We start from the raw sequence: 23620 nt of genomic DNA on the forward strand, positions 1-23620 counted from the left end.
ATGGAAGCTTCTTCGCGAATGCTCTGCTTCGTGGAATTCAGGACGCCCGGAAGGCTATTCCGTGACCGTCGCCGCCCGACCGTCCTGGGCGAGCCGCACACGCACATTCCGGCGCCACAACTCGTACGCCGGAAGGCCGGTGGGCGCCGTCGCCGGATCGGAGTGGACGGCGCACTCGTCGCCGAGCGCCGCCGCGTCCGCGGCCGACAGGCCGGTCAGCGCCGCCGAGGCGACCTCACCGTGCCCGGGAACGAAGCCCGCGTACACCCGCGCCTTGGACGCGAACACCGACCCCTGCGCCAGCTCCGCCCGGTGCTCCCCCGCCTCGTCGCACAGCTCCGCGAGCGCCTCGGCGCCGCACCCGCCCGCGAACGTCGCGGCCAGGCCCACCCCGCTCCACAGGTCGGCCTGCCGGTGCTCGGCGAACTTCCTCACCGCGGCCGCGACTTGACGGTGCTGCGCGCCGTGGATGAACCACAGCGCCCGCCCGATCCCCTGGTCCACCGCGCGGGGGAAGTACTCCGGCGCCCCCTGCCACGGGTACGGGCGGGGCACCTGTTGCTCGTCCACCCAGCGCCGGGTGTGGAAGTACGCGAGGTCGAAGCCGTACCCGTCGACCGCCAGCCAGCTCATCGTCGGGTGGTACGCAGTACCCGTCAGATCCGGCAGCACCTTGGGCCACAGGCGCCGGGGCAGCCGCGCCATTGCGAAGCCGATCCCGATGTAGGCGAGGAAGATGTGCGGCTGCCCGGCCCCCGTCAGCAGGTCCCGGGTGCGCCGGCCGCGCCCCATCGCGTCCAGCACGGTGAAGGCCATCGTCGCCCCCTCGAACGCGAACCCGCGCTGCTCCGGGTCGACCAGGCCCAGCCGCCCCTCGATCTCCCGCGGATCGCCGGCCTCGATCCCCCACTCGAACCCGCACACCACCGCCTGCGGCACCGCCTCCAGCCGCCGCGTCACCGGCGACGGGGCCACCGGGAACCCGCGCCGGGCGAACGTCACCTCCGCCGGCGAGGGCGCCAGCACCAGCCGACGAAGCGAACCGAGGACCGTCGGCATGTTTCCCCTCCGCCCCGCCGCCGTCCCACACGGCGGCACGGTCCCATGCTGGTCGGCCCGCCCCGTCCCGGGCATCTTCGGGGTTGCGGCCTACCGAGCAGCGCACCCCCACGGGGGCGTCGGGCGCAAGGGAGTGGGCGGGCACCAAAGCCGGTGCCCGCCCTCCCGTCCGTCGTCCGTCGTCCGTCGTCCGTCGGTTACGAAGCGGCGGTGGCCGCCTGGATGCCCTGGAGGGCGGCCACCAGGTCGTCGACGTCCTGGACGGTGTTGTACAGGGCCAGCGAGGCCCGGACGGCGCTCTGCAGCCCGAAGGCGGCGAGTGCCGGCTGCGCGCAGTGGTGGCCGGCGCGCACCGCGATGCCCTGCTGGTCGAGCGCGCCGGCGAGGTCGATCGGGTCGGTCCCGGCGAGCAGGAAGGTCAGCACCCCGATCTTCCCCGGCGCGTTGCCGATCAGCTGCAGCCCCGGCACGGTGGCCAGCGCGGCCATGGCGTACGCGGTGAGCTGCTCCTCGTGCGCGGTGGCGGCCTGCCGGTCCAGCCCGGACAGGTACCGCAGGGCCGCGCGCAGGCCGGCGACTCCGGCGATGTGGCCGGTGCCCGCCTCCAGCCGGTGCGGGACGGGGGCGTAGGTCGTCTCGTCGAAGCTCACCGAGTCGATCATGTTGCCGCCGCCCTGGTACGGAGGCATGGCCTCCAGCAGGTCCCGCTTGCCGTAGAGCACGCCGATTCCGGTCGGGGCGAAGATCTTGTGCCCCGAGAAGGTGTAGAAGTCGGCGTCCAGCGCGGTGACGTCCACCGGGAAGTGGCTCACCGCCTGCGCGCCGTCGACCAGCACCTTGGCGCCGTACCGGTGGGCGAGCGCGGTCATCTCGGCCACCGGGGGGACCGTCCCCAGCACGTTCGACGCGTGGGTGAGCGCCACCAGCTTGGTCCGGAAGCCGAGCAGGTCCCGGTACGCGTCCTGGTCCAGCTGCCCGTCGGGGAGCAGCGGGATCGGGACGACCCGGGCCCGGCGCTCCTTGGCGATCAGCTGCCAGGGCACCAGGTTGGAGTGGTGCTCGGCCGCCGAGACCAGGATCTCGTCGCCGAGCCCGAGGTTGGCCCGGCCCCAGCTCTGCGCCACCAGGTTGACCGCCTCGGTGGTGCCCCGGACGAAGACGATCTCGTCCGGGTCCGGGGTGCCGAGCAGCTTGGCGGCCTCGGCGCGGCCCTCCTCGTAGATCTGGGTGGCCTGCTTGGCGAGGGTGTGCGCACCGCGGTGGACATTGGAGGTGCCGGTCGCGTAGTGCTCGGCGATCGCCTCGACCACCTGGCGGGGCTTGAGGGTGGTGGCCCCGTTGTCCAGCCAGACCAGCGGGCGGCCGTTCACCTCCCGGTGCAGCTGCGGGAATTCGCGGCGGATGGCCTCGACGTCGAACCCGCTGGTGGGTGCGGCGGGTGGTACCAGAGGAGTCGTCGGGGTGGGCGGGGTGTCCTGGGTCGGCATCCAGTACAGGGGGCCGCCCGCGGCGTGGGCGAGCGCCTCGGGGAGCGGGACCGGGGGCGCCGCAACGGCCGCGCCGGGCAGGGCGGTTGCCGTGGACGGGGTGGCTGCCGTGGGCAGGGCCGTTGCCGTCGACGGGGTGGCTGCCGCCGGCGAGGCGGCCTGGCCCGGGTAGGCGTTCGTCAAGTCTGCTCCGCCTGAGGGACGTTGGGCCATTCCGTGGATCCCGGAGCCGCGCCCGAATCCGTCAGGAGTAGTCATGGTAGTTCGACACCTCGACGTTCTGGAGCACCGCGATGGCGTCGTCCACCAGCGCTGCGGTCGAGAAGTAGCTGGTCACCAGGTAGGAGGTGATGGCCTGCCGGTCGACGCCCATCGGCCGCACCGACAGACCCGGCTCGGCCTCGTCCGGGACCTTCGACGGACGCAGGCCCACCACGCCCTGCCGGTCCTCGCCCACACGCATCAGCAGGATGTTGGTGGTGCCGGGCGCCGAACTCGCCGAGCCCTTGAGGTCGAGCTTGTCGGAGGGCAGCAGCGGCACGCCGCGCCAGGTCAGGAACGGGCTGCCGAACAGCTCGACGATCTGCGGCGGCACCCCGCGCCGGGTGCACTCGCGCCCGAACGCGGCGATCGCCCTCGGGTGGGCCAGGAAGAACGCGGGCTGCTTCCAGACCCTGGCGAGCAGTTCGTCCAGGTCGTCCGGGGTGGGCGCGCCCTTGCGGGTGCGGACGCGCTGGCTCGGTACGACGTTGTTCAGCAGGCCGTACTCGGCGTGGTTGAGCATCTCCCACTCCTGGCGCTCGCGCAGCGCCTCGACGGTCAGCCGCAGCTGGGCCTGGACCTGGTCGATGGAGGAGTTGTAGATGTCCGAGACGCGGGTGTGCACCCGCAGGACGGTCTGCGCGATGCTCAGCTCGTACTCGCGCGGGCTCTCCTCGTAGTCCACGAAGGTCTCCGGCAGGTACGGCTCGCCGGTGTGGCCCGAGTGGAGGTCGATCGGGTGCTCGGGGTCGGCCGAGCCGTGGCCGGCGGCGGCGAACTCGTCCATCCGCGCGCGCAACGAGGGCTCCCGGTCGGCGAGTTCGGCGAGCATCCGGCGGTCGAGCGAGAGCACCGTACACGCGGTGACGGCCTTGACCCGGTAGGACGTCTCGGCCCCGGTGGCCCAGGCGGAGGCGTCGAAGTAGTCCCCCTCGCCGAGGACGGACAGCAGGGCGTCCTCGCCGTACTCGCCGGTGGCGCGCTTCTCGGCGCGGCCGAAGGCGATGATGTGCAGCTGCTCAGCCGGGGCGCCGGAGTCGACGATCATGTCGCCGGGCGCGACCTCGCGCTCGACGAACCCGTTCGCGAGCGCGGTGAGCAGCGGGCTGTCGACCTGGCTGAGGAAGCCCAGCTCGCGCAGGTCCTCGGCGATCACCCGGGTGGCGCCGTCGCCGTCGACGTAGGTGCTGATCAGCCCGTCGCCGAGGATGAAGCCCCGGCGGCGGTTGACCCGGTAGACGCCCGCCTCCAGGTCCACCCAGGGCAGGGCGCGCAGCAGGTACCGGGGGGTGATCCCGAGCATCTGCGGCACTGTCTTGGTGGTGGTGGCGAGGTTCCGCGCGGCGGAGGTACTGAGGCTCTGCTGGTTCTGCTGAACGGCCTCGGTGGTCATGGCTGGTCCCCTATCCGGAATCGATGATCCGACGTGGCGTCAGATCGCCATACGGCGCGCACGTCCTGCGGGGTCCGATGGATCTGCCGATCCCCAGCCCGCACCGGAGATTGTTACCCCCGCATTGCGTTGACGTGAGAACGTTCGATTCCACCGGATTGCGTCATCCCAGCGCGCACGGGGAGCAAAGCCTGCAAACTCACTCGAACGAATGAGTTTTGCCATAACCGGCATCGATATGTTCGAAAGCGAATCTTTGAAGTGCCGCTCACCAAAACGCGGTTCGCCCCGCCGAGCAGCGACTCGGCGGGGCGAAGCGACAGGGCGGCCGGCCCTGTGTCGGCCCTGCGCAGGAACGATTCGTCACATGTTGATCATGTGACCGGCCAGGCCGTGGACGGCCTCCTTGACGGCCTCGCCAAGGGTCGGGTGGGCGTGGACGTTGCGGGCGACCTCGTGGACGGTGAGGTCCCACTGCTGGGCCAGCGTCAGCTCGGGGAGCAGCTCGGTGACCTCGGGGCCGATCAGGTGGGCGCCGAGCAGCTCGCCGTACTTCTGGTCGCTGATGACCTTGACGAAGCCGATCGGGTGGCCGAGGCCGTGCGCCTTGCCGTTCGCGGTGAACGGGAACTTGGCGACCTTGACGTCGTAGCCCAGCTCGCGGGCCTGCGCCTCGGTGTAGCCGAAGGACGCGATCTGCGGCTGGCAGTAGGTGGCGCGCGGGATCATGACGAAGTCGACCTCCATGGTCTCCGCCCCGCCGATGGTCTCGGCGGCGATCACGGCCATCGTCTCGGCAGCGTGGGCGAGCATCAGCTTCGCGGTGACGTCGCCGATCGCGAAGATGTGGTCGACGCTGGTGCGGCCGCGCCCGTCCACCGCGATGGCATTGCGGTCGGTGAGCTTGACGCCGGTGTTCTCCAGGCCGTAGCCGTTGACGCGCGGCGCGAAGCCGATCGCCTGGAGCACCTTGTCGGCCTCCAGGACCTGCTGCTGCCCGTCCTTGGTGACGGTGACCTTCACCTTGGCGTTCGGGTCGCTGTCGTCGATCGACTCGACCCGGGTGGAGGTCAGCACCTCGATGCCCAGCTTGCGGTACTGCTTGGCGAGTTCGGTGGAGACCTCGACGTCCTCCAGCGGCACCATCCGGTCCAGGAACTCGACGATGGTGACCTTCACGCCGTAGTTGTGCAGCACGTACGCGAACTCGACGCCGATCGCGCCGGCGCCCGCGATGATGATGCTCTCCGGCAGCTGCTCGGTGAGGATCTGCTCCTCGTAGGTGACCACGCGGTCGCTCAGGCTGGTGCCGGGCAGCAGGCGGGTGGTGGCGCCGGAGGCGATGATGCAGTGGTCGAAGGTGACGACGTCGAAGCCGCCACCGCTGAGCGCGACCTGGATGGTGTGGTCGTCGACGAACGTGCCCCACCCGTCGTACTCGGTGATGCCGTTCTTCTTCATCAGGTAGTGGACGCCCTTGACCCGGCCGTCGGCGACCGAGCGGCTGCGGCGGAAGGCGTCGCCGAAGTCGAAGGTGACCTGGCCCTCGACCTTGATGCCGAAGGTCTTGGCCTCCTTGGTGAAGATGTGGGCCAGCTCGGCGTTGCGCAGCAGGGCCTTGGAGGGGATGCAGCCGACGTTCAGGCAGACGCCACCCCAGTACTTGGCCTCGATGACGGCGGTCTTCAGGCCCAGCTGGGCGGAGCGGACGGCGGCGGTGTAGCCGCCCGGGCCCGCGCCGAGAACGACGACGTCGTAGTGCGTGCTCATGTTGCTGACTCCTCCGAGGGTGTCACGGTGTCGTGATCTCGGTCCCATGGTGGCAGGACCGGACCCGGCGCACCCCCCGGGTCTCGGCGGATGCGCTCCGCGCGGCACCGTACCCGCCCGGGGCCGACTTGTCAGTGGCCTCCGCTACGGTGCTCGCACCGCACCCACCTGGGGCGACGTCCACGAGGAGCGCAGCATGTTCGAAGCCCGGGTGGGAGCTCGCCCCTTCGACCGGACCGGACGAGCGGATCTGACGGCCGGGTGGGCCCGCCGCCCGAGGACGGCAGCGGGCCCGCCCGGCCGTCAGACCGCGGCATTGCGGGCATGGTCCTCGGTCCGCGGACTCTCGATTTGACATGACCGCCACCATCCTGCCAAGACCGCCACGTCCGTCGGGAGCATGACGGGACGGTGACGGCATGACGGCGGCGGGATGCGGACATCCGGTCGCGCGGTGATCCTGGAATGGTGGGGCCGTCTCTCCAGGGAGTGTGACCATGTCCGTGTTGGATAAGCTCAAGGGCCTGCTGAAGGGCCACGAGGAGCAGGCCGAGAAGTCCGTCGACAGGACCGGGGACGCCGTCGACGAGCACACCCAGGGCAAGTTCAGCAGCCAGGTGGACACCGGCCAGGAACAGGTCAAGGACCAGTTCCGCGACCAGCCGCCGCAGTAGCCGGCCACCGGTCGACGCTTTCGACGCCCCGGTCCGGCCGACGCGCCGGGCCGGGGCTCAGTCGTCTCAGCCGTCCTCGCCCGGCGGGTCCGAGTCCGGCTCGGCGCCGCAGCGCTCGCACGCTCCGGGCCCGGGCCGCTCGTGCAGCAACCCGCACTCCGGGCACACCTGGTCCAGCCAGCAGGCCGGTTCTCCGCCTTCGTCCATACGGCCGATTGTGCCCGGCCACTCCGCACACCTGCGAGTAGACACTGTCTACCCACCTCTGGTAGACAGTGTCTATGACCGAACAGGAGAGAGACCTGCGCGCCCGCCTGGTGGCCGCCGGAGTCGAGCTGGTGACCCGGGACGGCGTCCAGGCATTGGGCCTGCGGGAGATCGCCCGGCAGGCCGGGGTCTCGCACGGAGCGCCGCGCCGCTACTTCCCCACCCACCGTGAACTGCTCGCCGCCATCGCCCAGCACGGCTTCGGGAAGCTCACCGACGCCCTGGCCGGCACCGATGCGGTGGCCGCCGTGAGCGGCGCCGACGCCCGCGCCCGGATCGCCGGGCTCGCCCGCGCCTACCTCCGGTTCGCCGCCGCCAATCCCGGCATGTTCGAGCTGATGTTCCGTCACGACCTGCTGGAGGGCAGCGGAGCCGAACTGCGGCAGACCACCCTGCCGCTGTTCCGCACCTTCGCCCGCCTGGTCGCCGAGGTCCGCCCTCTGCCCGGCACCTCCGACGACACACCCAGCGACGTCGTCACCGCCGCGCTCTGGGCGAACCTGCACGGCCTCGCCCAGCTGCGCGCCTGGGGCAGTCTGCGCCTCGTCACCGGCGGGGACGACGTCGAACCGCTGCTGCGCGCCGCCCTGGACGCCCACCTCGGCCCGGAGCGGCGATGAGCCCCGCCCGGCGGCAACGCCTCACCCTCGCCGCCAGCATCACCGGCGCCGTCGTCGTCGCCCTCGACGGCACCGTGCTCACCGTCGCCCAGCCCAGCCTCCAGCGCGACCTGCACGCCTCCGCCAACGCCGTCCAGTGGACCAGCACCGGCTACCTCATCGCCGTCGCCGCCCTGCTCGTCTTCGCCGGCCGCCTCGGCGACCGGTACGGCCACCGGCGCGTGTTCGCCATCGGCGTGGCAGGCTTCGCCACCGCCTCGGTCGGCATCGGCCTGGCACCCGGCATCGACTGGGTGATCGCCCTGCGGGTCGTCCAGGGCGTCGCAGGCGCGCTCCTGCAGCCCGCCACTCTCGGCATGCTGCGCGCCGTCTGGCCCGCCGACAGGATCGCCACACCGATCGCGGTGCGCACCGGCGCCATCGGTCTCTCGGCGGCCGCCGGACCGCTGGTGGGCGGCGCGCTCACCGCCCACCTCGGCTGGCGGGCGGTGTTCTTCCTGACCATCCTGCCCGCCGCGGCCGCCGGGCTGCTCGCACTCGCCGTCCCGATGCCGGGGCCCGGCCCCGCCGAAGGCGCCGCCGGGCTCGACCTGCCGGGCGCGGCACTGCTCGCGCTCACCCTGGCCTGCCTGGTGCACACCCTGGTCGGCCTGCCGGCCCGCGGCTGGTCGCCCGGCAGCATGCTCGGCCTGGCCGCGGCCGTCGCCCTCGGCCTCGCCTTCGCCCGGCACGAGCAGCGCGCCGCCCGTCCGCTCCTGCCGCCCGCCGTCCTGCGCTCGCCCGAGGTGGCACCGGCGTTGGGCGTGCTGCTCACGGCGTCGGCGGCGATCTTCGGGACGCTCTTCCTGGCCACGTACTTCCTTCAGGACGTGCTCGCGCTCGACCCGTTGCAGAGCGCCCTGCGGGGAGTGCCGCTCGCCGTGACGATGGTGCTCGCGGCGCCCGCCTCGGCATGGCTGACGAAACGTCAGAGCACCCGTGCAACCGTTCTGTTGGCGATGATCCTGATCACCGCCGGAGTGCTGCTGATCTCGCGGCTCGACCGGTCGTCGGGGGCGGTCGAGATCGGCGCGGGCTTCCTGCTGCTCGGCACCGGGTTCGGCGCGGTGATGGCCACCGCCACGGCGATCGTCGTCCGCGGCGCGTCCACCGCCGACGCCGGCGTGGCGGGCGGCCTCCAGCAGACCGCGATGAACATCGGGCCCACCCTCGGGGTCGCCCTCGCCACCACCGTCGCCGGCCACGCGGCACTCGGCGCGGCCCTGGCCCCCGGAGCCCTCGCCCTGGCGGCCATCGCCGCCCTCGGGGCCCTCCTCGCCACCCGGCTCCCCGGCGGCGGGCGCACCGCTCGCGCTTCGAAAATCGAAGCATGGCCGCGATGCGCGATGCTACCGTTTCGAAATCCGAAGCAGTAGGGCTGACGGGGGGATCCGAGCGTGTCGTCGACACCCAGGCCGAGCCAACCGGTCCGTGGCTCCACCACGGGCCGACCGGTGATGGCTGCACTCGACCTGTTCGGACGCCGCTGGAGTCTGCGCATCCTCTGGGAGCTGCGGCACGAGCCACTCGGATTCCGGCTCCTGCAGCAACGCTGCGACGACATGTCGTCAAGTGTCCTTCGGCAGCGACTCACCGAGCTCCAGGAGGCCCGGCTCACCGAACGGCTGTCCAACGGCAGTTACGCCCTCACCCCCCTCGGTCACGACGCGCGCGAGGCGCTGCGTCCGCTCGCCGAGTGGTCACGGCGGTGGGCGGACGAGCTTGAGGACGCGCCGCCCTGTTGCGGCGACGGACAGAGCCAGCCGTGATCGGTCCCTGACCGCCGTCCGCGCGCAGGCGCCACCTCACGCGCGGACACCTCACCTCCATCACTTCAAGCTGGAGACCAGATGACCACGACAGAGTTCCCCTGGGAGGCGGCGCGGAACGCCGTTGCCGCCGCCCTGGCCGAGGACGCGGCCGGGCAGGACATCACCACCACGTGGAGCGTTCCGGAAGGCCTGGCGGCCGTGGCCGAGATCCGCTCCCGGCAGAGCGGGACAGCCGCCGGACTCCCCATCGTCGCCGAGGTCTTCGCCCAGGTCGACCCCGAGGTCAAGGTCGTGGCCGCCGTCGCCGACGGTGCCCGGGTGGCCGACGGCGACGTCCTCGTGCGCCTCTCCGGTTCGGCGCGCAGCCTGGTCACCGGGGAGCGCACGGCGCTGAACTTCCTGCAGCGCATGTGCGGCATCGCCACGTTGACCGACCACTTCGTCCAGGCCGTGGCCGGGACGGGCGCACGCGTTCTGGACACCCGCAAGACGGCACCTGGCCTGCGTGCCCTGGACAAGTACGCGGTGACCGCCGGCGGCGGCCGCAACCACCGGCTCGACCTGTCGGCGATGGTGCTGCTCAAGGAGAACCACATCGCCGCCGCAGGCGGGGTCACCGCGGCGATCGAGGCGGTCCGCCGCGGGATGGCGCGCACCGGGCGGACCGTGGAGATCGATGTCGAGGTGCAGACCGTCGGCCAGGCCGTCGAAGCCCTCGATGCCGGGGCCCGCTGGATCATGCTCGACAACATGCCGGTGGCCGAGATCGAGCAGGTCGTGAAGATCCGGGCCGAGCGCCCGGACGCCTCCCGGATCCTGCTGGAGGCCTCGGGCACCGTCCGCCTGGACGGCGTCCACGCCATCGCCGAGACGGGCGTCGACCTCATCTCCGTCGGCGCGTTGACGCACAGCGCGCCCGCACTGGACCTGACGATGCTGCTCACGACCGGCCCGGTGCCATGCCCGAGGTAGCGATCGTCGACGCCTGCCAGCGAGACGGCAGGGGCGGCAGTCCGACCGCGGTTCTCGACGACGCACCGTTCGGCGATGACGAACGAGCCCGCATTCCCGAGGAGTTGGGAACCTCGCACGCCGTCTTCATCCGCGCGACCGGAATCGAGCACGGCCGTCCGTCCCACACGCTCCGGTTCTTCACCGCCGAGGGCGAACTGCCCGCCTGCGGCCACGGCACCGTCGCCGCCTTGGCGCTGCTCGCCGAACGTGACGGCGCCCCCGACTACCACGCCGTCCTGCACACGGCGAGCCGCCGTTTCGAAGGCCGGGCCACCCGAGTCGGGGGCGGCGGCGTGACAGCGTCGTTCGGCCTGGGCCCGGTGAGCCTGCGCGACGCCCGGGCACCCGAGCTGGAGGCGATCGCGGCAAGCCTCGGACTCGCCGTCGCCGGAGAGGCCTGTGTGGCGTCGAACGGACGGCCGAGGCTTCTGCTTCCCGTCCGGTCACGCGCCGAACTGGGCCGCCTCGCTCCGGACTTCGCCCTGCTGCGCTCAGCCAGCGACCGCTTCGGCCTGCTGGGCTGCTACGTCTACTCGGTCCCCGACCGGCACGGCCGGGCGGAAGCCCGGATGTTCGCCCCGTCGATCGGCGTCCCCGAGGACATCGCCAACGCCAACAGCACGGCCTGCCTGGCCGCGCACGCGGCCCGATCCGGTACGGACCGCCTCACCGTCGACATGGGCGATCACCTCGGCAACCCGTCCACCATCACCGCGACCATCGACCGCAGCCGCCCGGAACACCACGTCCGAGTCGGCGGCCGAGCCACGATCGTCCGAACAGTCGTGCGCTGACCCGCCGGCAACTCCGGAGCGCGATCGGTCCTCCTTTCCGGTGCTGATCCAACGCTTCCGCTTGCGCGGACCGCCGGAGTCAGTACCGTGCCGTCCGTGAGGCACCTGCGTCGTGGCCGTGGTCCCGGTGCAGGCTGGTTGCCTACGGAGGGTCACCCCGCAGGCGAGGACCGGAGGTTCCCCGTGACGGATGAGGCACTGACGCAGTACCGCAGCTACGCCTGGGAGGACGAGCACGGGATCCGCTACGTGGCCGCCTACCCGGGCGACGAGGAGGCCGACGAGGAGTACAAGGCCCAACTGCGCGCGATGGGCGCCCGAGTGGCGGCCGACCTGGTGGCCGAGCAGGAGGCTGAGCATGAGCCCAAGAGCGCGAGGCCTTCGCTGCGGCTGATCCGCGGCGGAGGCTCTTCATGAACGTGTGACCGAGCGCGTCGCGCTTGAGGTGCGGTAGCTGCTCTTCGACCAGGGCGACCAGGGTCACGACACTGCCCCAGGCGATCGTCACCGTCACCCTGGTCACGGCCCTGCTGCCGCACATGAGTCGGGCGGTCATCGAACAGCGCATCAGCGACCTGCGCGCCGACCTCTCGCGAGCACTTCGGGTCAGCGGCGTCGTCATCGTCCCGGCCGCCTTCGCCTTCCTCGCCTTCGGCCCCCGGATCGCCCGACTCCTGTTCGCCCACGGCACCACCGACGTCGCCGCCGTCCTCCCCCTGGGGCACATGCTGCAGGCCTTCGGGCTCGGACTGATTCCCTTCTCCGCCCAGTACCTCTTCCTGCGCGGCTTCTACGCCTTCGACGACACCCGCACCCCGTTCCACCTGTCCCTGTGGATCAGTGGCACGAACATCGCCCTCGCCACCGCCTGCCACCTGCTGCTCCCGCCGCGCTGGGCGGTCACCGGGATGGCCGCCGCATACGCGCTCTCCTACGGCATCGGCCTGATACTGACCGTGCTCCGGCTGCGGCGCCGCACCCAGGGACTGCTGGACGGGCGCCGAATCTGCCGCACCTACGGCAAGCTGACCGCGGCGGCGGCACTCGCGGGGGCGGCGGGCTGGCTCGTCGCCGCCGGCTGTACCAACGGCCTGGCGGCCCACTTCCGGGCGCCGATCCTTTCGCTGGCGGCGGGAGGTCTCACCATGGCCCTGCTGTTCGTTCTCCTCGCCCGGCTCCTCAGGATCGGGGAACTGCGCGCCGTTCCCGGGGTGCGCTGAGCACGGTCCCTGAAACGCCGTTCGGTTTCCCACCGGCTCGGGCGGGAAGCCGGGGCGCCGCCGTCGTCGGCAGGGCCGTGGACGTCCAACCGGCTTTCCCGGGCGGAGCGTTCAGCTGCGGGCGGGGGTGGGGTGGGCCGCCCGTCCGGTGTGAGACTCGTGCCGACCGCTGTCGCACGGCTCGGCGAGCGGGACCGGCCGGCGGCGGGTGAGCGCCAGCAGCAGTGCGAGCTGGACGGCCGCGCCGACGGTCAGGCCGGCCCACACGCCGGTCACCCCGAGCGGGCCCGACAGGGCGGTCGCGGAGGCGAGTTGGGCACCCAGGCCGACGGCGACGGCGACCACCAGCGACCGTCCGGCACCCGCCGCCTGGTGCACGCCGCCGAGGGCCACGACGAGCGCGTACGGGAGCAGGTAGAGCGCCGCCATGCGCAGGAAGCCGGCGGACTGCCCGGCGACGGCCGGGTCGTCGGTGAACAACGCGCTCACCGGGACCGCCACCACGGCGGTCAGCACCGCCGCACCCGCGCCGAGGACGGCCGCGAGCCGCCCGGTGGCGCGGCCCAGCGAGCGCAGCGCGGCGCTCTCGCCCGCGCCGGTGAGGCGGGCGGCCTCGATCGCGGCGGCCTGCCGCAGCGCGTAGAACGCCATGGTGACGACGAGCAGCACGCGGTAGCCGACCCCGTAGCCGGCGACGGCCGCCACACCGAAGCCGGCGACCAGAGCGAGTTGGGCCGTCCCGGCGGCCATCCGGGCGGTGAAGTCGAGGCCGAACGGTGATCCGGCCCGGACGATCCGGCCCATGGCTACTCCAACCCCCGCGGCCGGAGCAGACGTTCGCGGCCGGAGCCGGAGCGTGACCGCGAACGCCATCGCCCGGGAGACCGTCAGCGCCAGCGCCGCGCCGGTCACGCCGAGGCCCGGCAGCGGGCCCGCGCCGAGGACGAGCAGCGGGTCGAGGGCGAGCAGCAGCGCGTTGGACAGCAGCGCGATCCGCATCGGGGTGCGGGTGTCGCCCGCGCCCTTGAACAGCTCGTCGGCGACGCGCTGGCCGAAGAACAGGCCGAACGCGGGGAACGCGACGGCGAGGTAGCCGGCGGCGAGCCCGGCCGCCGGGCCGTCCAGGAAGGCGCCCGCCAGCCGTTCGCGCAGCAGGAAGCCGGGGACGGCGAGTGCGAGGGTGCCCAGTGCGCAGAGCCGCCATGCCGCGCGGGTGGTGCGGGCGGCGTCGGTGTCGTCGGCGGCGCCGAGGGCGCGGGAGAGCCGCAGACTGGTGCCGGATCCGACCACGAGGACGAGGCCGAGCAGCAGGTTCTCCACGGTGCCCGCGAGGGTGACGGCGGCGACGGCCGCCCCGCCGAGGCCGGCCACCCAGAAGGTGCCGATGACCGAGGCGATCACGCCCGACAGGAGTTCGGCGTAGACCGGTCCGGCCAGGGCGGTCAGTCGTGTCAGGTGTCCGCGCATGTTCTCTCCCCGCATGCCCTCTCCCCACTCCGCCGCCCCAGGGCGGCACGCAACGGCCTCGACGGCCTCGGCCAGGTAGCTACCTCTAATAGAGATACAACTAATCGATGCGCATCGACAAGAGGTAGCATGGCGGCGCACACACCGGGCGCACTCCGACGAAAGGGCTACGACCGTGCTGACGCTCGCGATCCTCGGATTCCTGTACGACCGGCCGCTGCACGGCTACGAGCTCAAGTCCCGGATCACCGGCCTGACCGGGCACGTCCGGCCGGTCAGCGACGGCGCGCTCTACCCCGCCATCACCCGGCTGGAGAAGGCCGGACTGCTGCTGCGCCGGACCGAGCCCGGCAGCGGCGCAGCGCCGCGGCAGATGCTGGAACTCACCGACGAGGGGCGGGCCGAACTCCGGCGCCGGCTGGCCGATCCGGAGCAGGCGGAGATCACCGACCAGATCCGCTTCTTCGCCCTCGCCGCCTTCCTCCACCACCTGGGCGACCCGGCCCGGCAGGCCGCGGTGCTCCGCCGGCGGCTGGCCTTCCTGGAGGCGCCCAGCAGCTTCTTCTACGACGGGGACGGGCAGCCGGTCTCCGCCGAGGGGGAGCCGAACCCGTTCCGCCGGGGCATGCTCCTGGTCGCCCGGGCCTCCGGGGCGGCGGAGCGAGCCTGGCTGGCGGAGACGATCGAGCAGTTGGAGGCGGACGCGGCCGGGTCGTAGGCGGATCAGATCGTAGGGCGTGTCGAGCCGGGTCGTAGGGCGTGGGGCCGAGCCGGGGGCCCTCGCGAACGGACCGCACGCCCCCTGCCGAACGGCAGAGCGATGCAGCGGAATTATGCCGTCCGACATCTGGTCCAACCGGCCCCTGCCGTCGTTATGATGATCGGCCTCACGTCCACGGCACCACCGCGGCGTGACCCCACCACCGGGCCCCGCCCGCACCGATGGAGGCCGCCGTGCCCACGATCGAAACCGCAGCCGCCCACCCCGCGCCGCTGAACCGGGACGACATCCCCGGCTGGTTCTTCCGGCTCGACCGGGCGGCCTTCGCCCACCTGCTCTGCGCCCAGAGCGCGGCCGGCGTCACCGGCGACATCCTCGAACTCGGCAGCTACCTCGGCCGCAGCGCCGTCCTGCTCGGTGACCACCTCCGCCCCGGCGAGCGGCTGACCGTCTGCGACCTGTTCGACTCCGACGCGGGCGACGCGGACAACGCCGCCGAGATGGCGATGTCCTACCGGAAGACCCTCACCCGCAGCGCGTTCGAGGCGAACTACCTCGCCTTCCACACCGAGTTGCCGGAGATCGTGCAGGCCCCCACCTCGGTGCTGGCCGACGGCCGGATCCCGGCCGGCAGCTGCCGGTTCGTCCACGTCGACGCCTCGCACCTGTACGAGCACGTCGCCGGGGACATCGCCGTCGCCCGGGCCGCGCTCGGCGAGCACGGCCTCGTCGCGCTCGACGACTACCGTTCCGAGCACACCCCGGGCGTCTCCGCGGCGGTCTGGGAGGCGGTCTTCACCGGCGGGCTCCGGCCGGTGCTGCTCACCCCGATGAAGTTCTACGGCACCTGGGGCGACGCCGCGGCCGCCCGGGAGGTGCTGCTCGGCCGGGACTGGCGCGCGGACGGCTACACCGTGGACGAGGACACCATCGCCGGGACACGCGTGCTGCGCCTCAACTACCAGGTGAAGGCGCCGGTCCAGCAGTCCACTCCCCGCCGGCTGGCGCTGGAGCTGCTTCCCCCGGTCGCCACCCGCGCCACCCGGCGGGTGCTCCGGACGCTGCGGGAGCGCCGCGCCGTCCGGCCGGTGCAAGGTGCCTGAGACCCCGCGGGTACGCTCGTCCGCGTGCAACGCCGAACCGTCCTGACCGCGCCCGCCTACCCCTCCACCGCCGCATGAGCGGCACCGGCACCTTCGTCCCGCCCGAGCCGCCGGCCTACGCGGTCGCCTCGCCGCGCCAGCGGGCCGCCCGCCTCGTCACCGACGTGCTGGCGCCGGCGAACCTCGTCATCGGCCTGCTCCTGGTCGTCGGAGCCCACAGCACCGGCGGGTGGGCGGGCGCCGGCTGGGGCCTGTTCGCGGCGCTGTTCTGCGGCGTGCTGCCGATCGGCGTGATCGCCCTCGGGGTACGGCGCGGCGCGCTCACCGACAAGCACATCCGGATCCGCCGCCAGCGCGTGCTGCCGATGGCGCTCAGCCTGGTCTCCGTCGCCGCCGGGCTGGGCCTGCTGTACGGGCTGGGCGCCCCGGCGGACGTGCGGGCACTGGTGGTCGCGATGCTGGTCGGGCTGCTCTCCGCGCTGGCCGTCACGGTGGGGTGGCAGATCTCGATCCACAACGCGGTCGCCGGGGGCGCCGCGATGATCCTGGCGCTGGCGTTCGGCCCGGGGCTGCTGCCGTTCGCGGCGGCGGTTCCGGTCGCGGTCGGCTGGTCGCGGCTGGCCCTGCGCGCACACACCCGCGCCCAGGTGCTCGCCGGGACGGCGCTCGGCGGGGTCTCTGCCCTGGTGTTCGCGCTGCTGCGCTGACTTCCGGACATGCTGACCTTCTGAAGGCTCAGTCCGGCGCGTGAGGGCTCAGTCCAGCGCGCGGACCGCCTCCAGGACGTCCAGCCCCAGCGCCGGGTCCGCGTCCTCGGGCAGGCTCACGGACAGCCGGGTGACCAGGCCCGCGTACCGGCGGCGGATCTCCCGTGCGACGTCCGCCACGGAGCCCGCCACCGCGAAGGTGTCGAACACCTCGTCGTCGATCAGCTCCGCCATCTCCTGCCACCGCCCGCGCACCGACAGCGGGTGCAGCCGCTCCTGGAGGTCCTCCCACCCGTGCTGGGCCAGCACCGGCCGGTAGGCGGGCGTGGACGCGTAGAACGCCAGCCGCTCGCGCACCCCGGCGCGGTTGGCCGCCAGCTCCTCCTTCGTCCGGCCGGCGGCGGTGAGCACGCTCCCCGCGATCTCGAACGGCCGCGCCGTCCACGGAGCGCCGTCGGCCTCGGCCTGCGCCCGGGCCTCGGCCAGGCCGGGCAGCACCTGCTCGGCCAGGTAGGCGGGCGAGGAGAAGGGGTGGCTGAGGAAGCCATCGGCGACGGCACCCGCGGTCCGGGTCATCAGCGGCCCGACCCCGGCCAGCAGGATCCGGGGCACCCCGGCGGCGATCGGGTCGGGCGAGAAGACCGGCGTCATCATCGTGTGCGTGTAGAACTCGCCGCGGAAGCGCAGCCGTTCGCCGGTCTGCCAGCTGTGCCAGATCGCCCGCACGGCGTGCACGTACTCGCGCATCCGCGCGGCCGGCCGGTCCCAGGGCATCCCGAAGCGCTTCTCGATGTGCGGCTTGACCTGCGATCCCAGCCCGATGACGGCCCGTCCGCCGGAGGCCGCGTGCAGCCCCCAGGCCTGGTAGGCGAGGGTCATCGGGGTGCGGGCGAAGGCGACCGCGATCCCGGTGGCCAGCTCGATCGACTCGGTCCGGTCGGCCGCACGGGCCAGTTGGAGGAACGGGTCGTACGCGGTCTCGGCGACCGTCAGCCGGTCCATGCCGCGCCGCTCGGCCTGGGCGGCGGCGTCGAGGATCCCCGCCGGGTGGCCGGAGGCGGTGGCGTCGAGACGGAAGGTGGCGGGCGGACGGTCCATGGCGGGGCTCCGGGTCACAGGCTGCGGTCGTACCCGGGTAGCCTCCCATGCCCTCACACGCCGAGCCGTGCCGCGCCCCCGACCTGGCCGAAGCCGGTCCGACGCACCGCTCAGATCGCCAGGTCCCGCCGCTCCAGCAGCCGGAACGCCACCAGCAGCCCCACCGCACCCACCGCCACCAGGACCCCCAACGACGCCCACGGCACGCCCCCGTGGGCCAGCGCGTCGCCGGGCGTGTAGTAGTGGAACGGGCTGACGTACCGCAGCGACGCGACCGGGGACCACGCCAGGGCGATGAAGTTGAGCGCGAAGCCGACCGCGCCGAGCGTCACCGCCGCGCCGACCACGTACGCGCGGCGCCGGGTGAACGCCGAGACCGCCAGCACCGGCCCGGCCAGGCTGAACGTCAGGGCGCAGCCCAGCAGTCCGGCGGCGAACACCCCGCCCTCCGGCACGGCGGCACGCAGCTCCGACGAGAGCGCCACGCCGAGCGCGATCGTCAGCGTGGCCGCGGCGTTCATCAGCACCGATGCCGCCATCAGGGCGCCGGCCCGTTCGGCGAGCAGTCGGCGGCGCGAGACCGGGCGGGTCATCAGCAGCTCGATGGTGCCGGACTCGACGTCGGCCGCGACGGCGGCGGCGCCGAGCGAGCCGATGACGGTCAGCTGGAGGGCGATCCAGAACGGGTGGGTGAGCCCGGCGCCGAGCAGCCCGGGATAGCTGGCGATGGAGACGTCGCCGTTGGAGCCGCTGAAGGCCTTGAACGCGCCGGGCGGGGTGCGGCGGGCGCCGAACAGCTGCCCGGGCGGGACGGTGCTGGTGATGACCACGATCAGGGTCTCGAAGACGACGATGCCCAGCAGCAGCCCGAGCAGCATCCGGCGCCGCCGGTGCAGGGCGAGCCAGACCAGGGGCAGGCGGCGGCTGACGGTGGGCGCGATCACGGCCGCTCCTCGGAGTTGCGGTAGAGGTCGAGGAACGCCTCGTCGAGGCCCGCCTCCTCGACGGTCAGGTCGGCCACCGGCAGCTCGGCGAGCATCGTGCGGACGGCGGGGACGAGTTCGTCCGGCGGCACCAGCAGCTCCACCCGGGGGCCGTCCCAGCGCGGCGACCACCGCTCGGCGGCCCCGAGCGGCCGGGCGCCCCGCCCGTCGGCGAGGACGAGCCGCACCCGCCGGGCCCGGGCCCCGCGCAGCTCGGCGACCGAGCGGACGGTCACCAGGCGCCCCTGCCGCACGATCGCCACCCGCCCGCAGGCCCGCTGCACCTCGGGCAGGACGTGGCTGGAGAGCAGGACGGTCCGCCCGGCGGCGGTCTCCTCGGCGAGCAGTTCGAAGAAGGTCTCCTGGACGAGCGGGTCGAGCCCCTCGGTCGGTTCGTCGAGGACCACGACCTCGGGTCGGTGCTGGAGCGACTGGACAAGCCCGAGCTTCTGCTTCATCCCCCGCGAGTACTCCCCGACGGCCCGGGCGAGGTCGGCGCGGGTGAGGGCGAGCCGGTCGCAGAGTTCGCGCTGGCGCGGGACCGGGGCGCCCTGGAGGGCGGCGAGCAGGTCGAGCGTCTGCTGGCCGGTGAGTTCGGGGTAGAGCCGCAGTTCGCCGGGCAGGTACCCGAATTTCGGGGCGAGCCGCCGGTGGTCGGCCACCGGGTCGAGGCCGAGCACCCGCACCTGCCCTTCGCTCGGCTGCAGCAGCCCGACCAGGCAGCGCAGGGTGGTGGTCTTGCCTGCGCCGTTCGGCCCGAGCAGGCCGAACACCTCGCCGGCGGCGACGGTGACGTCCAGCCGGTCGATGCCGACGGTGGCGCCGTACCGCTTGGTAAGCGAGCGCAGTTCGATCATCGGTGTGCTGCTGGGCATGGCCCACCTCCCGTGGCGGCTCCCGCTCTCCCCCACCGGGCCGAACCGGCCCAAGGACATCAAAGCGGCCACCCACGGGGCGTGTCGAGTAGCACGCCGGGGCCGGGCCCTGCCGGTCACCCCTTGCAGACGCCCAGCGGCACCAGCCGGGCGACCTGCCGGGCCAGGCCCGCGCCCTCGGTGACGGCGGCCACCGCGTCGACGTCCTTGTACGCGTCCGGCGTCTCCTCCGCCAGGGCCCGGTACGAGGCGGGCCGGACGGCGATGCCGCGCGCCTCCAGTTCGCTGTGCAGCCGTTCGCCGCGCACCATCCGCAGCGCCTGGTGCCGGCTCCACACCCGCCCGGCGCCGTGGCAGGCCGAGTGGAAGGCGTCGTTGCCGGGCAGGCCGACCATCACGTAGGAGGCGGTGCCCATCGTGCCGGGGACGAGCACCGGCTGGCCGGCCTCGGTGAGGTCGGCGGGCAGGCTCGGGTCGCCGGGCGGCAGGGCCCGGGTGGCGCCCTTGCGGTGGACGCACAGGTGCCGGGCGACGCCGTCGATCTCGTGCGTCTCCAGTTTGGCGAGGTTGTGCGAGACGTCGTAGACCAGCTCCAGCCCGACACCGAGCGCGGTCGCGAAGGCACGGCGGGCCGCCTCGGAGAGCAGCTGCCGGTTGGCCCGGCCGTAGTTGGCCGCGGCGATCATCGCGCCGATGTAGGCGCGGCCGCGCGGCGAGTCGACGGGGGTGCAGGCGAGCTGACGGTCCGGGATGTCGATCCGGTAGCGCTGGAGTTCGCGGTCCATGGCGCGGACGTGGTCGGTGCAGATCTGGTGGCCGAGGCCCCGCGAACCGCAGTGGATCATGACGCAGACCTGGCCCTGCCGCAGGCCGAAGGCCGCCGCCGTCTCCGGGTCGTGCACCTTGTCGACCGCCTGCACCTCCAGGAAGTGGTTGGCCGAGCCGAGGCTGCCGACCTGCTGGAGGCCGCGTTCGACGGCCCGGGTGCTCACCTCGCCCGGGGCCGCGCCGTCCAGTACCCCGCGGTCCTCGCAGCGCTCCAGGTCGCGCGGTACGCCGTGGCCGTGCTCGACCGCGTAGCGGGCGCCGCCGATCAGCAGGTCGTCCAGTTCCTCCGGGCCGGACAGCCGCCACAGGCCGCCGCGCCCGAGGCCGCGCGGGACGGTCCGGTCGAGCAGGTCCATCACCCGCCGGATCCGCTCGGGGTCGAGCTCGTCCCGGGCCACGCCCGCCGCCAGCAGCCGGACCCCGCAGGAGATGTCGAAGCCCACCCCGCCCGGCGAGATGACGCCGCCCCCGTCGACGTCGGTCGCGGCCACCCCGCCGATCGGGAAGCCGTAGCCCCAGTGCACGTCGGGCATCGCGTAGGAGGCGCGCACGATCCCCGGCAGGGTGGCGACGTTCGCCACCTGCTCCAGCGCCTTGTCCCCGGCGGCCTGCGGGAGCAGCTCCCGGGTCGCGAACACCACGCCGGGTACGCGCATGGGTGCGTGCGGTTCGATCCGCCAGCGGTAGCGGCTCTCCTCGGCCAGTGCGATCTCCACGGCGCTCACCCCGCTCCGCGTTCAGACGTCGACGGTCACCCGGCCGGTCCAGCCGCCGGGGCCGGCGCGCAGGTCCAGGTCGTGCAGCGAGACGGCCTTCGGCACGGCTCCGACCAGGGTGGCGGTGGCGGTGTCGGCCATCCGGAAACGGATCTCCAGGGCCCGCGCGCCGTCCGCGTCCCGGATCGCGCCGAGGGCGAGGGCGGCCGGGAGTTCGCCGTCGGCGTCCATCCGGTAGATGACCTCCTCCAGGACGCCCGCGAGCAGGTCGGCGTCGCTCGACGCGATGACGGTGCAGGTGCGCTCGCCGACGATGCGGGCCGCGGAGACGTCGGCGAAGCTGTCGACGACGGCGCGGACCAGCTCGCCGATGCAGCCCTCGGCCGTCGGCGACCACGCCTCGACCCGCAGGTCCGCCGTGTGCGGCACGGTCTGGTGGCCGCTGCCGGCACGCGGCGGCATCGCGGGCTCCCGACCGTCCACGAGCGACGCCTCCCGCACCCGTTGCCGTCCCCCTCCAGCCTCGCCCCGCGCCCCGGCCGGGGCAAGGCCGGGCGGGCGGTCACCGCGTGTGACCGTGCGGGCTGCCCGCCCGCCGTCCGGTCACGGCCCGCCGTGACCGGCCACCGACGCCAGGTACGCGGCCGTCAGCTCCGGCGTCGCCAGCCAGTTCGCGTAGTCGCTCGGCTCCGGGTACGTGTTGGCCAGCCGCCTGGCCACCGCCTCGTACCGGGCCGCGGCGCCGAAGACGCCCCGCAGGTGCTCCGGCACGGTGAGCATCGCGGCCGTGAACTCGACGGTGTGCCGGGCATGTTGCTGCCAGAAGCGCTCGGCGGTCGCCGCCATCCAGGCGGGCGTGAACGGGGCGTCGCCGTGGGCGGTGATCGCCTTAAGGCAGGCGTCCGCGGCCCACGCCGCGCTGTTGGCGCCCTGGCCGGTGATCGGGTCGTTCAGCACGACCGCGTCGCCGATGCCGAGCACGTGGACGTCGTCGGCGCCGCCGAGCCGGGCCACCGGCCGCCGCACCGTCGGTGTGACCGCCCCGAACAGGCCGGCGCCCGCGTCGGTCGGCTCGGCCTGCGTCCACAGCTCCGCCTCCCAGGGCAGGTACTCCCCCAACAGCTCGCGGATCCTGGCCAGTTGGGCGCCCGTACCGGGCCGGTCGCCGAAGCGGTCCAGCGGCCCGCCGGGCAGCGCCTCCCACAGCAGGATCGAGCACGGCCCGGAGAGCGTCAGGGCGGGCTGGAGGTACAGCTCCCCGAGACCGGGCAGGGCGTGCATCCGGGCACGCGGCTCGGTGGCCGGATCGGGCGAGCCGACGCCGTGCGCGTACAGGCAGGACAGCACCCGCTGCGGCCGGTCGAACGGCGAGCGGGCCGGGTCCCGTTCGAAGATCCCGGCCAGCTCGCCGCGCCCGGCCGCGACGACCGTCAGGTCGTGCCGAGCGGCCAGCTCACGCAGCCCGGCACGGCCCAGCCTGCGGTACTCGACCCGGCCGCCGTGCTCGGCCAGCAGCTCCAGCCAGCGCGCCAGCTTGAGCCGCTGGTCCACGGACTGCGCGGGCTCGTCCAGCATCGCGGTGATCTCCAGCGCCCGCACCGCGGGCGCCGCCGCGACCACCATGCGTATCGAGGAGACGGCCGGCGCCGCGTCCGCCCACAGATCGAGTCCGGCTTCGGCCTCGATCCGCAGCGCCGGGCCGAACATCGCCTGCGTGGACAGCACCCGCCCGCCCCGGACCTGCTCGGCCGTGCGCTCGGCGACCAGCGTCACCTCGTACCCGGCCGCCACCAGCCCCAGGGCGAGTTGCAGGCCGGCCTGGCCCGCTCCGACGACGGCGATCCGGCGCATGGCACCCTCCAACGGCAAACTGACGTGACGTCAATTCGGCACACTAGCCGAGCGGTCGGAGCCGGTCACCAGGGCTTCCCGGCCTCAGCCGCGCAGGTGCGCGGTGAGCAGCTCCAGCACGGCCGGGGCCTGCTCGGTCAGGTAGAAGTGCCCGCCGCGGAACACCCGCAGGTCGAAGCCGCCAGTCGTGTGCCCGGCCCACGGGGAGGCGTCGTCGACGGTCGCCCGGTCGTCGGAGTCCCCGACCAGGGCGGTGATCGGCTGCGGCACGGTCGCGTCCGGCGCGCAACGGTAGGTCTCGATGGCGGTGTAGTCGGCCCGCAGCGCCGGGAGGATCAGGGCGCGCAGCTCCGGGTCGGCAAGGAGGCGTTCGTCGGTGCCGCCGAGCCGGCCGATCTCGGCGATCAGCCCGTCGTCGGACAGCAGGTGCACCTCGGTGTCCCGGGGCCGGGATGGCGCCCGGCCGGCCGAGACGAACAGGTGCTCCGGCCCGGCCACGCCGTCCCGGGCGAAGCGGCGGGCGACCTCGAAGCAGACCGCCGAGCCGAGGCTGTGCCCGAACAGGGTCAGCGGGCGGTCCGCCCAGGGCCGCAGCTCCCGGTACACCTGCTCGGCGAGTTCCTCCACCGAGTCGACCGCCGGCTCGACGAAGCGGTTCTGCCGGCCCGGGTACTGGACGGCGAGCACGTCGGCGTACGGGGACAGCGCGGTCGCGTAGTCGACGAAGAAGCTCGCGGCGCCGCCCGCGTGCGGGAAGAAGACGATCCGGGCGGGCGCGGAGTCGGCCGGGCGGAAGCGTCGGAACCACGGGCTGTCGACGGCGGCACTGCTGGGCATGCGGGGTGACCTCTCTCCGGAACGGACTCTGCCGCTCCCAGTCTTCCAGCACTGCCCGGGCCTC

General features: G+C 73.5%; 24 protein-coding genes. 11 read left to right on the forward strand and 13 right to left on the reverse strand.

Translation table 11 applies throughout. The features are described from left to right. Positions 1–54: 54 nt before the first annotated feature. From F7Q99_RS00360 to lpdA, 4 genes are all read right to left on the reverse strand, one after another. Positions 55–1059, reverse strand: a complete 1005-nt coding sequence (locus tag F7Q99_RS00360) for a DUF1702 family protein (protein WP_153459542.1) — start codon at positions 1057–1059, stop codon at positions 55–57. 197 nt (positions 1060–1256) lie between these two features. Beyond that, on the reverse strand, positions 1257–2804 hold the full coding sequence (locus F7Q99_RS00365) for a SufS family cysteine desulfurase (protein ID WP_407697722.1): 1548 nt from the start codon (positions 2802–2804) through the stop codon (positions 1257–1259). Beyond that, a complete protein-coding gene (locus F7Q99_RS00370) occupies positions 2791–4200 on the reverse strand; it encodes a family 2B encapsulin nanocompartment shell protein (protein WP_153459543.1) in 1410 nt (469 codons plus the stop codon). Before F7Q99_RS00370 ends, F7Q99_RS00365 begins: the two co-directional genes overlap by 14 nt. Before the next feature lie 363 nt (positions 4201–4563). After that, a complete protein-coding gene (lpdA, locus tag F7Q99_RS00375; protein ID WP_153459544.1) occupies positions 4564–5970 on the reverse strand; it encodes a dihydrolipoyl dehydrogenase in 1407 nt (468 codons plus the stop codon). 497 nt (positions 5971–6467) lie between these two features. Between lpdA and F7Q99_RS00380 the strand changes: the two genes are divergently transcribed. Further along, positions 6468–6644: an antitoxin gene (locus F7Q99_RS00380; RefSeq protein ID WP_153459545.1), complete on the forward strand. Its 177-nt coding sequence runs from the start codon at positions 6468–6470 to the stop codon at positions 6642–6644. Positions 6645–6710: 66 nt separating this feature from the next. Here F7Q99_RS00380 and F7Q99_RS00385 read toward each other — a convergent pair whose 3' ends face one another. Next, complete coding sequence (locus tag F7Q99_RS00385) at positions 6711–6851, reverse strand: hypothetical protein (protein WP_195910961.1); 141 nt, start codon at positions 6849–6851, stop codon at positions 6711–6713. Between the two features lie 74 nt (positions 6852–6925). Here F7Q99_RS00385 and F7Q99_RS00390 point away from each other — a divergent pair, with 74 nt between their 5' ends. From F7Q99_RS00390 to murJ, 7 genes are all read left to right on the forward strand, one after another. Continuing rightward, on the forward strand, positions 6926–7531 hold the full coding sequence (locus tag F7Q99_RS00390) for a TetR/AcrR family transcriptional regulator (RefSeq protein ID WP_153459546.1): 606 nt from the start codon (positions 6926–6928) through the stop codon (positions 7529–7531). Further along, entirely contained in the window at positions 7528–8946 is a 1419-nt protein-coding gene (locus F7Q99_RS00395) for an MFS transporter (RefSeq protein ID WP_153459547.1), read from the forward strand. The genes F7Q99_RS00390 and F7Q99_RS00395 overlap by 4 nt, the downstream gene beginning before the upstream one ends. Before the next feature lie 81 nt (positions 8947–9027). Then, positions 9028–9339, forward strand: coding sequence for a winged helix-turn-helix transcriptional regulator (locus F7Q99_RS00400; RefSeq protein WP_153459548.1), 312 nt, complete (start codon positions 9028–9030; stop codon positions 9337–9339). An 81-nt stretch (positions 9340–9420) separates the two neighbouring features. Continuing rightward, positions 9421–10314 (forward strand): carboxylating nicotinate-nucleotide diphosphorylase, encoded by an 894-nt coding sequence (gene nadC / locus F7Q99_RS00405; protein ID WP_153459549.1) that lies wholly within the window; start codon positions 9421–9423, stop codon positions 10312–10314. Further along, positions 10302–11150, forward strand: coding sequence for a PhzF family phenazine biosynthesis protein (locus tag F7Q99_RS00410; protein WP_153459550.1), 849 nt, complete (start codon positions 10302–10304; stop codon positions 11148–11150). Before nadC ends, F7Q99_RS00410 begins: the two co-directional genes overlap by 13 nt. Positions 11151–11333: 183 nt before the next feature. Then, on the forward strand, positions 11334–11567 hold the full coding sequence (locus F7Q99_RS00415) for a hypothetical protein (RefSeq protein WP_153459551.1): 234 nt from the start codon (positions 11334–11336) through the stop codon (positions 11565–11567). Between the two features lie 23 nt (positions 11568–11590). Beyond that, on the forward strand, positions 11591–12370 hold the full coding sequence (gene murJ / locus F7Q99_RS00420; RefSeq protein WP_153459552.1) for a murein biosynthesis integral membrane protein MurJ: 780 nt from the start codon (positions 11591–11593) through the stop codon (positions 12368–12370). A gap of 111 nt (positions 12371–12481) precedes the next feature. Here the strand turns inward: murJ and F7Q99_RS00425 are convergent, their stop codons facing one another. Further along, positions 12482–13852: an MATE family efflux transporter gene (locus F7Q99_RS00425; RefSeq protein WP_153459553.1), complete on the reverse strand. Its 1371-nt coding sequence runs from the start codon at positions 13850–13852 to the stop codon at positions 12482–12484. A 160-nt stretch (positions 13853–14012) separates the two neighbouring features. Between F7Q99_RS00425 and F7Q99_RS00430 the strand changes: the two genes are divergently transcribed. The 3 genes from F7Q99_RS00430 to F7Q99_RS00440 all read left to right on the forward strand — a co-directional run bounded on the left by F7Q99_RS00430 (position 14013) and on the right by F7Q99_RS00440 (position 16368). Then, entirely contained in the window at positions 14013–14555 is a 543-nt protein-coding gene (locus F7Q99_RS00430; protein WP_326846097.1) for a PadR family transcriptional regulator, read from the forward strand. A 224-nt stretch (positions 14556–14779) separates the two neighbouring features. Then, positions 14780–15661, forward strand: coding sequence for a class I SAM-dependent methyltransferase (locus F7Q99_RS00435; RefSeq protein WP_153459554.1), 882 nt, complete (start codon positions 14780–14782; stop codon positions 15659–15661). Between the two features lie 74 nt (positions 15662–15735). Then, entirely contained in the window at positions 15736–16368 is a 633-nt protein-coding gene (locus tag F7Q99_RS00440) for a phosphatase PAP2 family protein (RefSeq protein WP_153459555.1), read from the forward strand. A gap of 48 nt (positions 16369–16416) precedes the next feature. On the opposite strand, the gene F7Q99_RS00445 is transcribed toward F7Q99_RS00440, so the two are convergent. The 7 genes from F7Q99_RS00445 to F7Q99_RS00475 all read right to left on the reverse strand — a co-directional run bounded on the left by F7Q99_RS00445 (position 16417) and on the right by F7Q99_RS00475 (position 23556). Next, positions 16417–17466, reverse strand: coding sequence for a TIGR03617 family F420-dependent LLM class oxidoreductase (locus tag F7Q99_RS00445; RefSeq protein WP_153459556.1), 1050 nt, complete (start codon positions 17464–17466; stop codon positions 16417–16419). 110 nt (positions 17467–17576) lie between these two features. Beyond that, a complete protein-coding gene (locus tag F7Q99_RS00450; protein ID WP_153459557.1) occupies positions 17577–18410 on the reverse strand; it encodes an ABC transporter permease subunit in 834 nt (277 codons plus the stop codon). Beyond that, positions 18407–19324, reverse strand: coding sequence for an ABC transporter ATP-binding protein (locus F7Q99_RS00455; protein WP_195910962.1), 918 nt, complete (start codon positions 19322–19324; stop codon positions 18407–18409). The genes F7Q99_RS00450 and F7Q99_RS00455 overlap by 4 nt, the downstream gene beginning before the upstream one ends. A 116-nt stretch (positions 19325–19440) precedes the next feature. After that, positions 19441–20868 carry an RtcB family protein gene (locus tag F7Q99_RS00460; RefSeq protein ID WP_326846099.1) on the reverse strand — a complete coding sequence of 476 codons (1428 nt, stop codon included), beginning with the start codon at positions 20866–20868 and terminating at the stop codon, positions 19441–19443. A 21-nt stretch (positions 20869–20889) separates the two neighbouring features. Continuing rightward, positions 20890–21330: an archease gene (locus F7Q99_RS00465; RefSeq protein ID WP_153459559.1), complete on the reverse strand. Its 441-nt coding sequence runs from the start codon at positions 21328–21330 to the stop codon at positions 20890–20892. 141 nt (positions 21331–21471) lie between these two features. Continuing rightward, complete coding sequence (locus tag F7Q99_RS00470; RefSeq protein ID WP_153459560.1) at positions 21472–22719, reverse strand: styrene monooxygenase/indole monooxygenase family protein; 1248 nt, start codon at positions 22717–22719, stop codon at positions 21472–21474. 84 nt (positions 22720–22803) lie between these two features. Next, complete coding sequence (locus F7Q99_RS00475) at positions 22804–23556, reverse strand: thioesterase II family protein (RefSeq protein ID WP_153459561.1); 753 nt, start codon at positions 23554–23556, stop codon at positions 22804–22806. Between the last annotated feature and the right edge of the window lie 64 nt (positions 23557–23620).

The organism is Streptomyces kaniharaensis, assembly GCF_009569385.1.
Taxonomy (GTDB): Bacteria; Actinomycetota; Actinomycetes; order Streptomycetales; family Streptomycetaceae; genus Kitasatospora; species Kitasatospora kaniharaensis.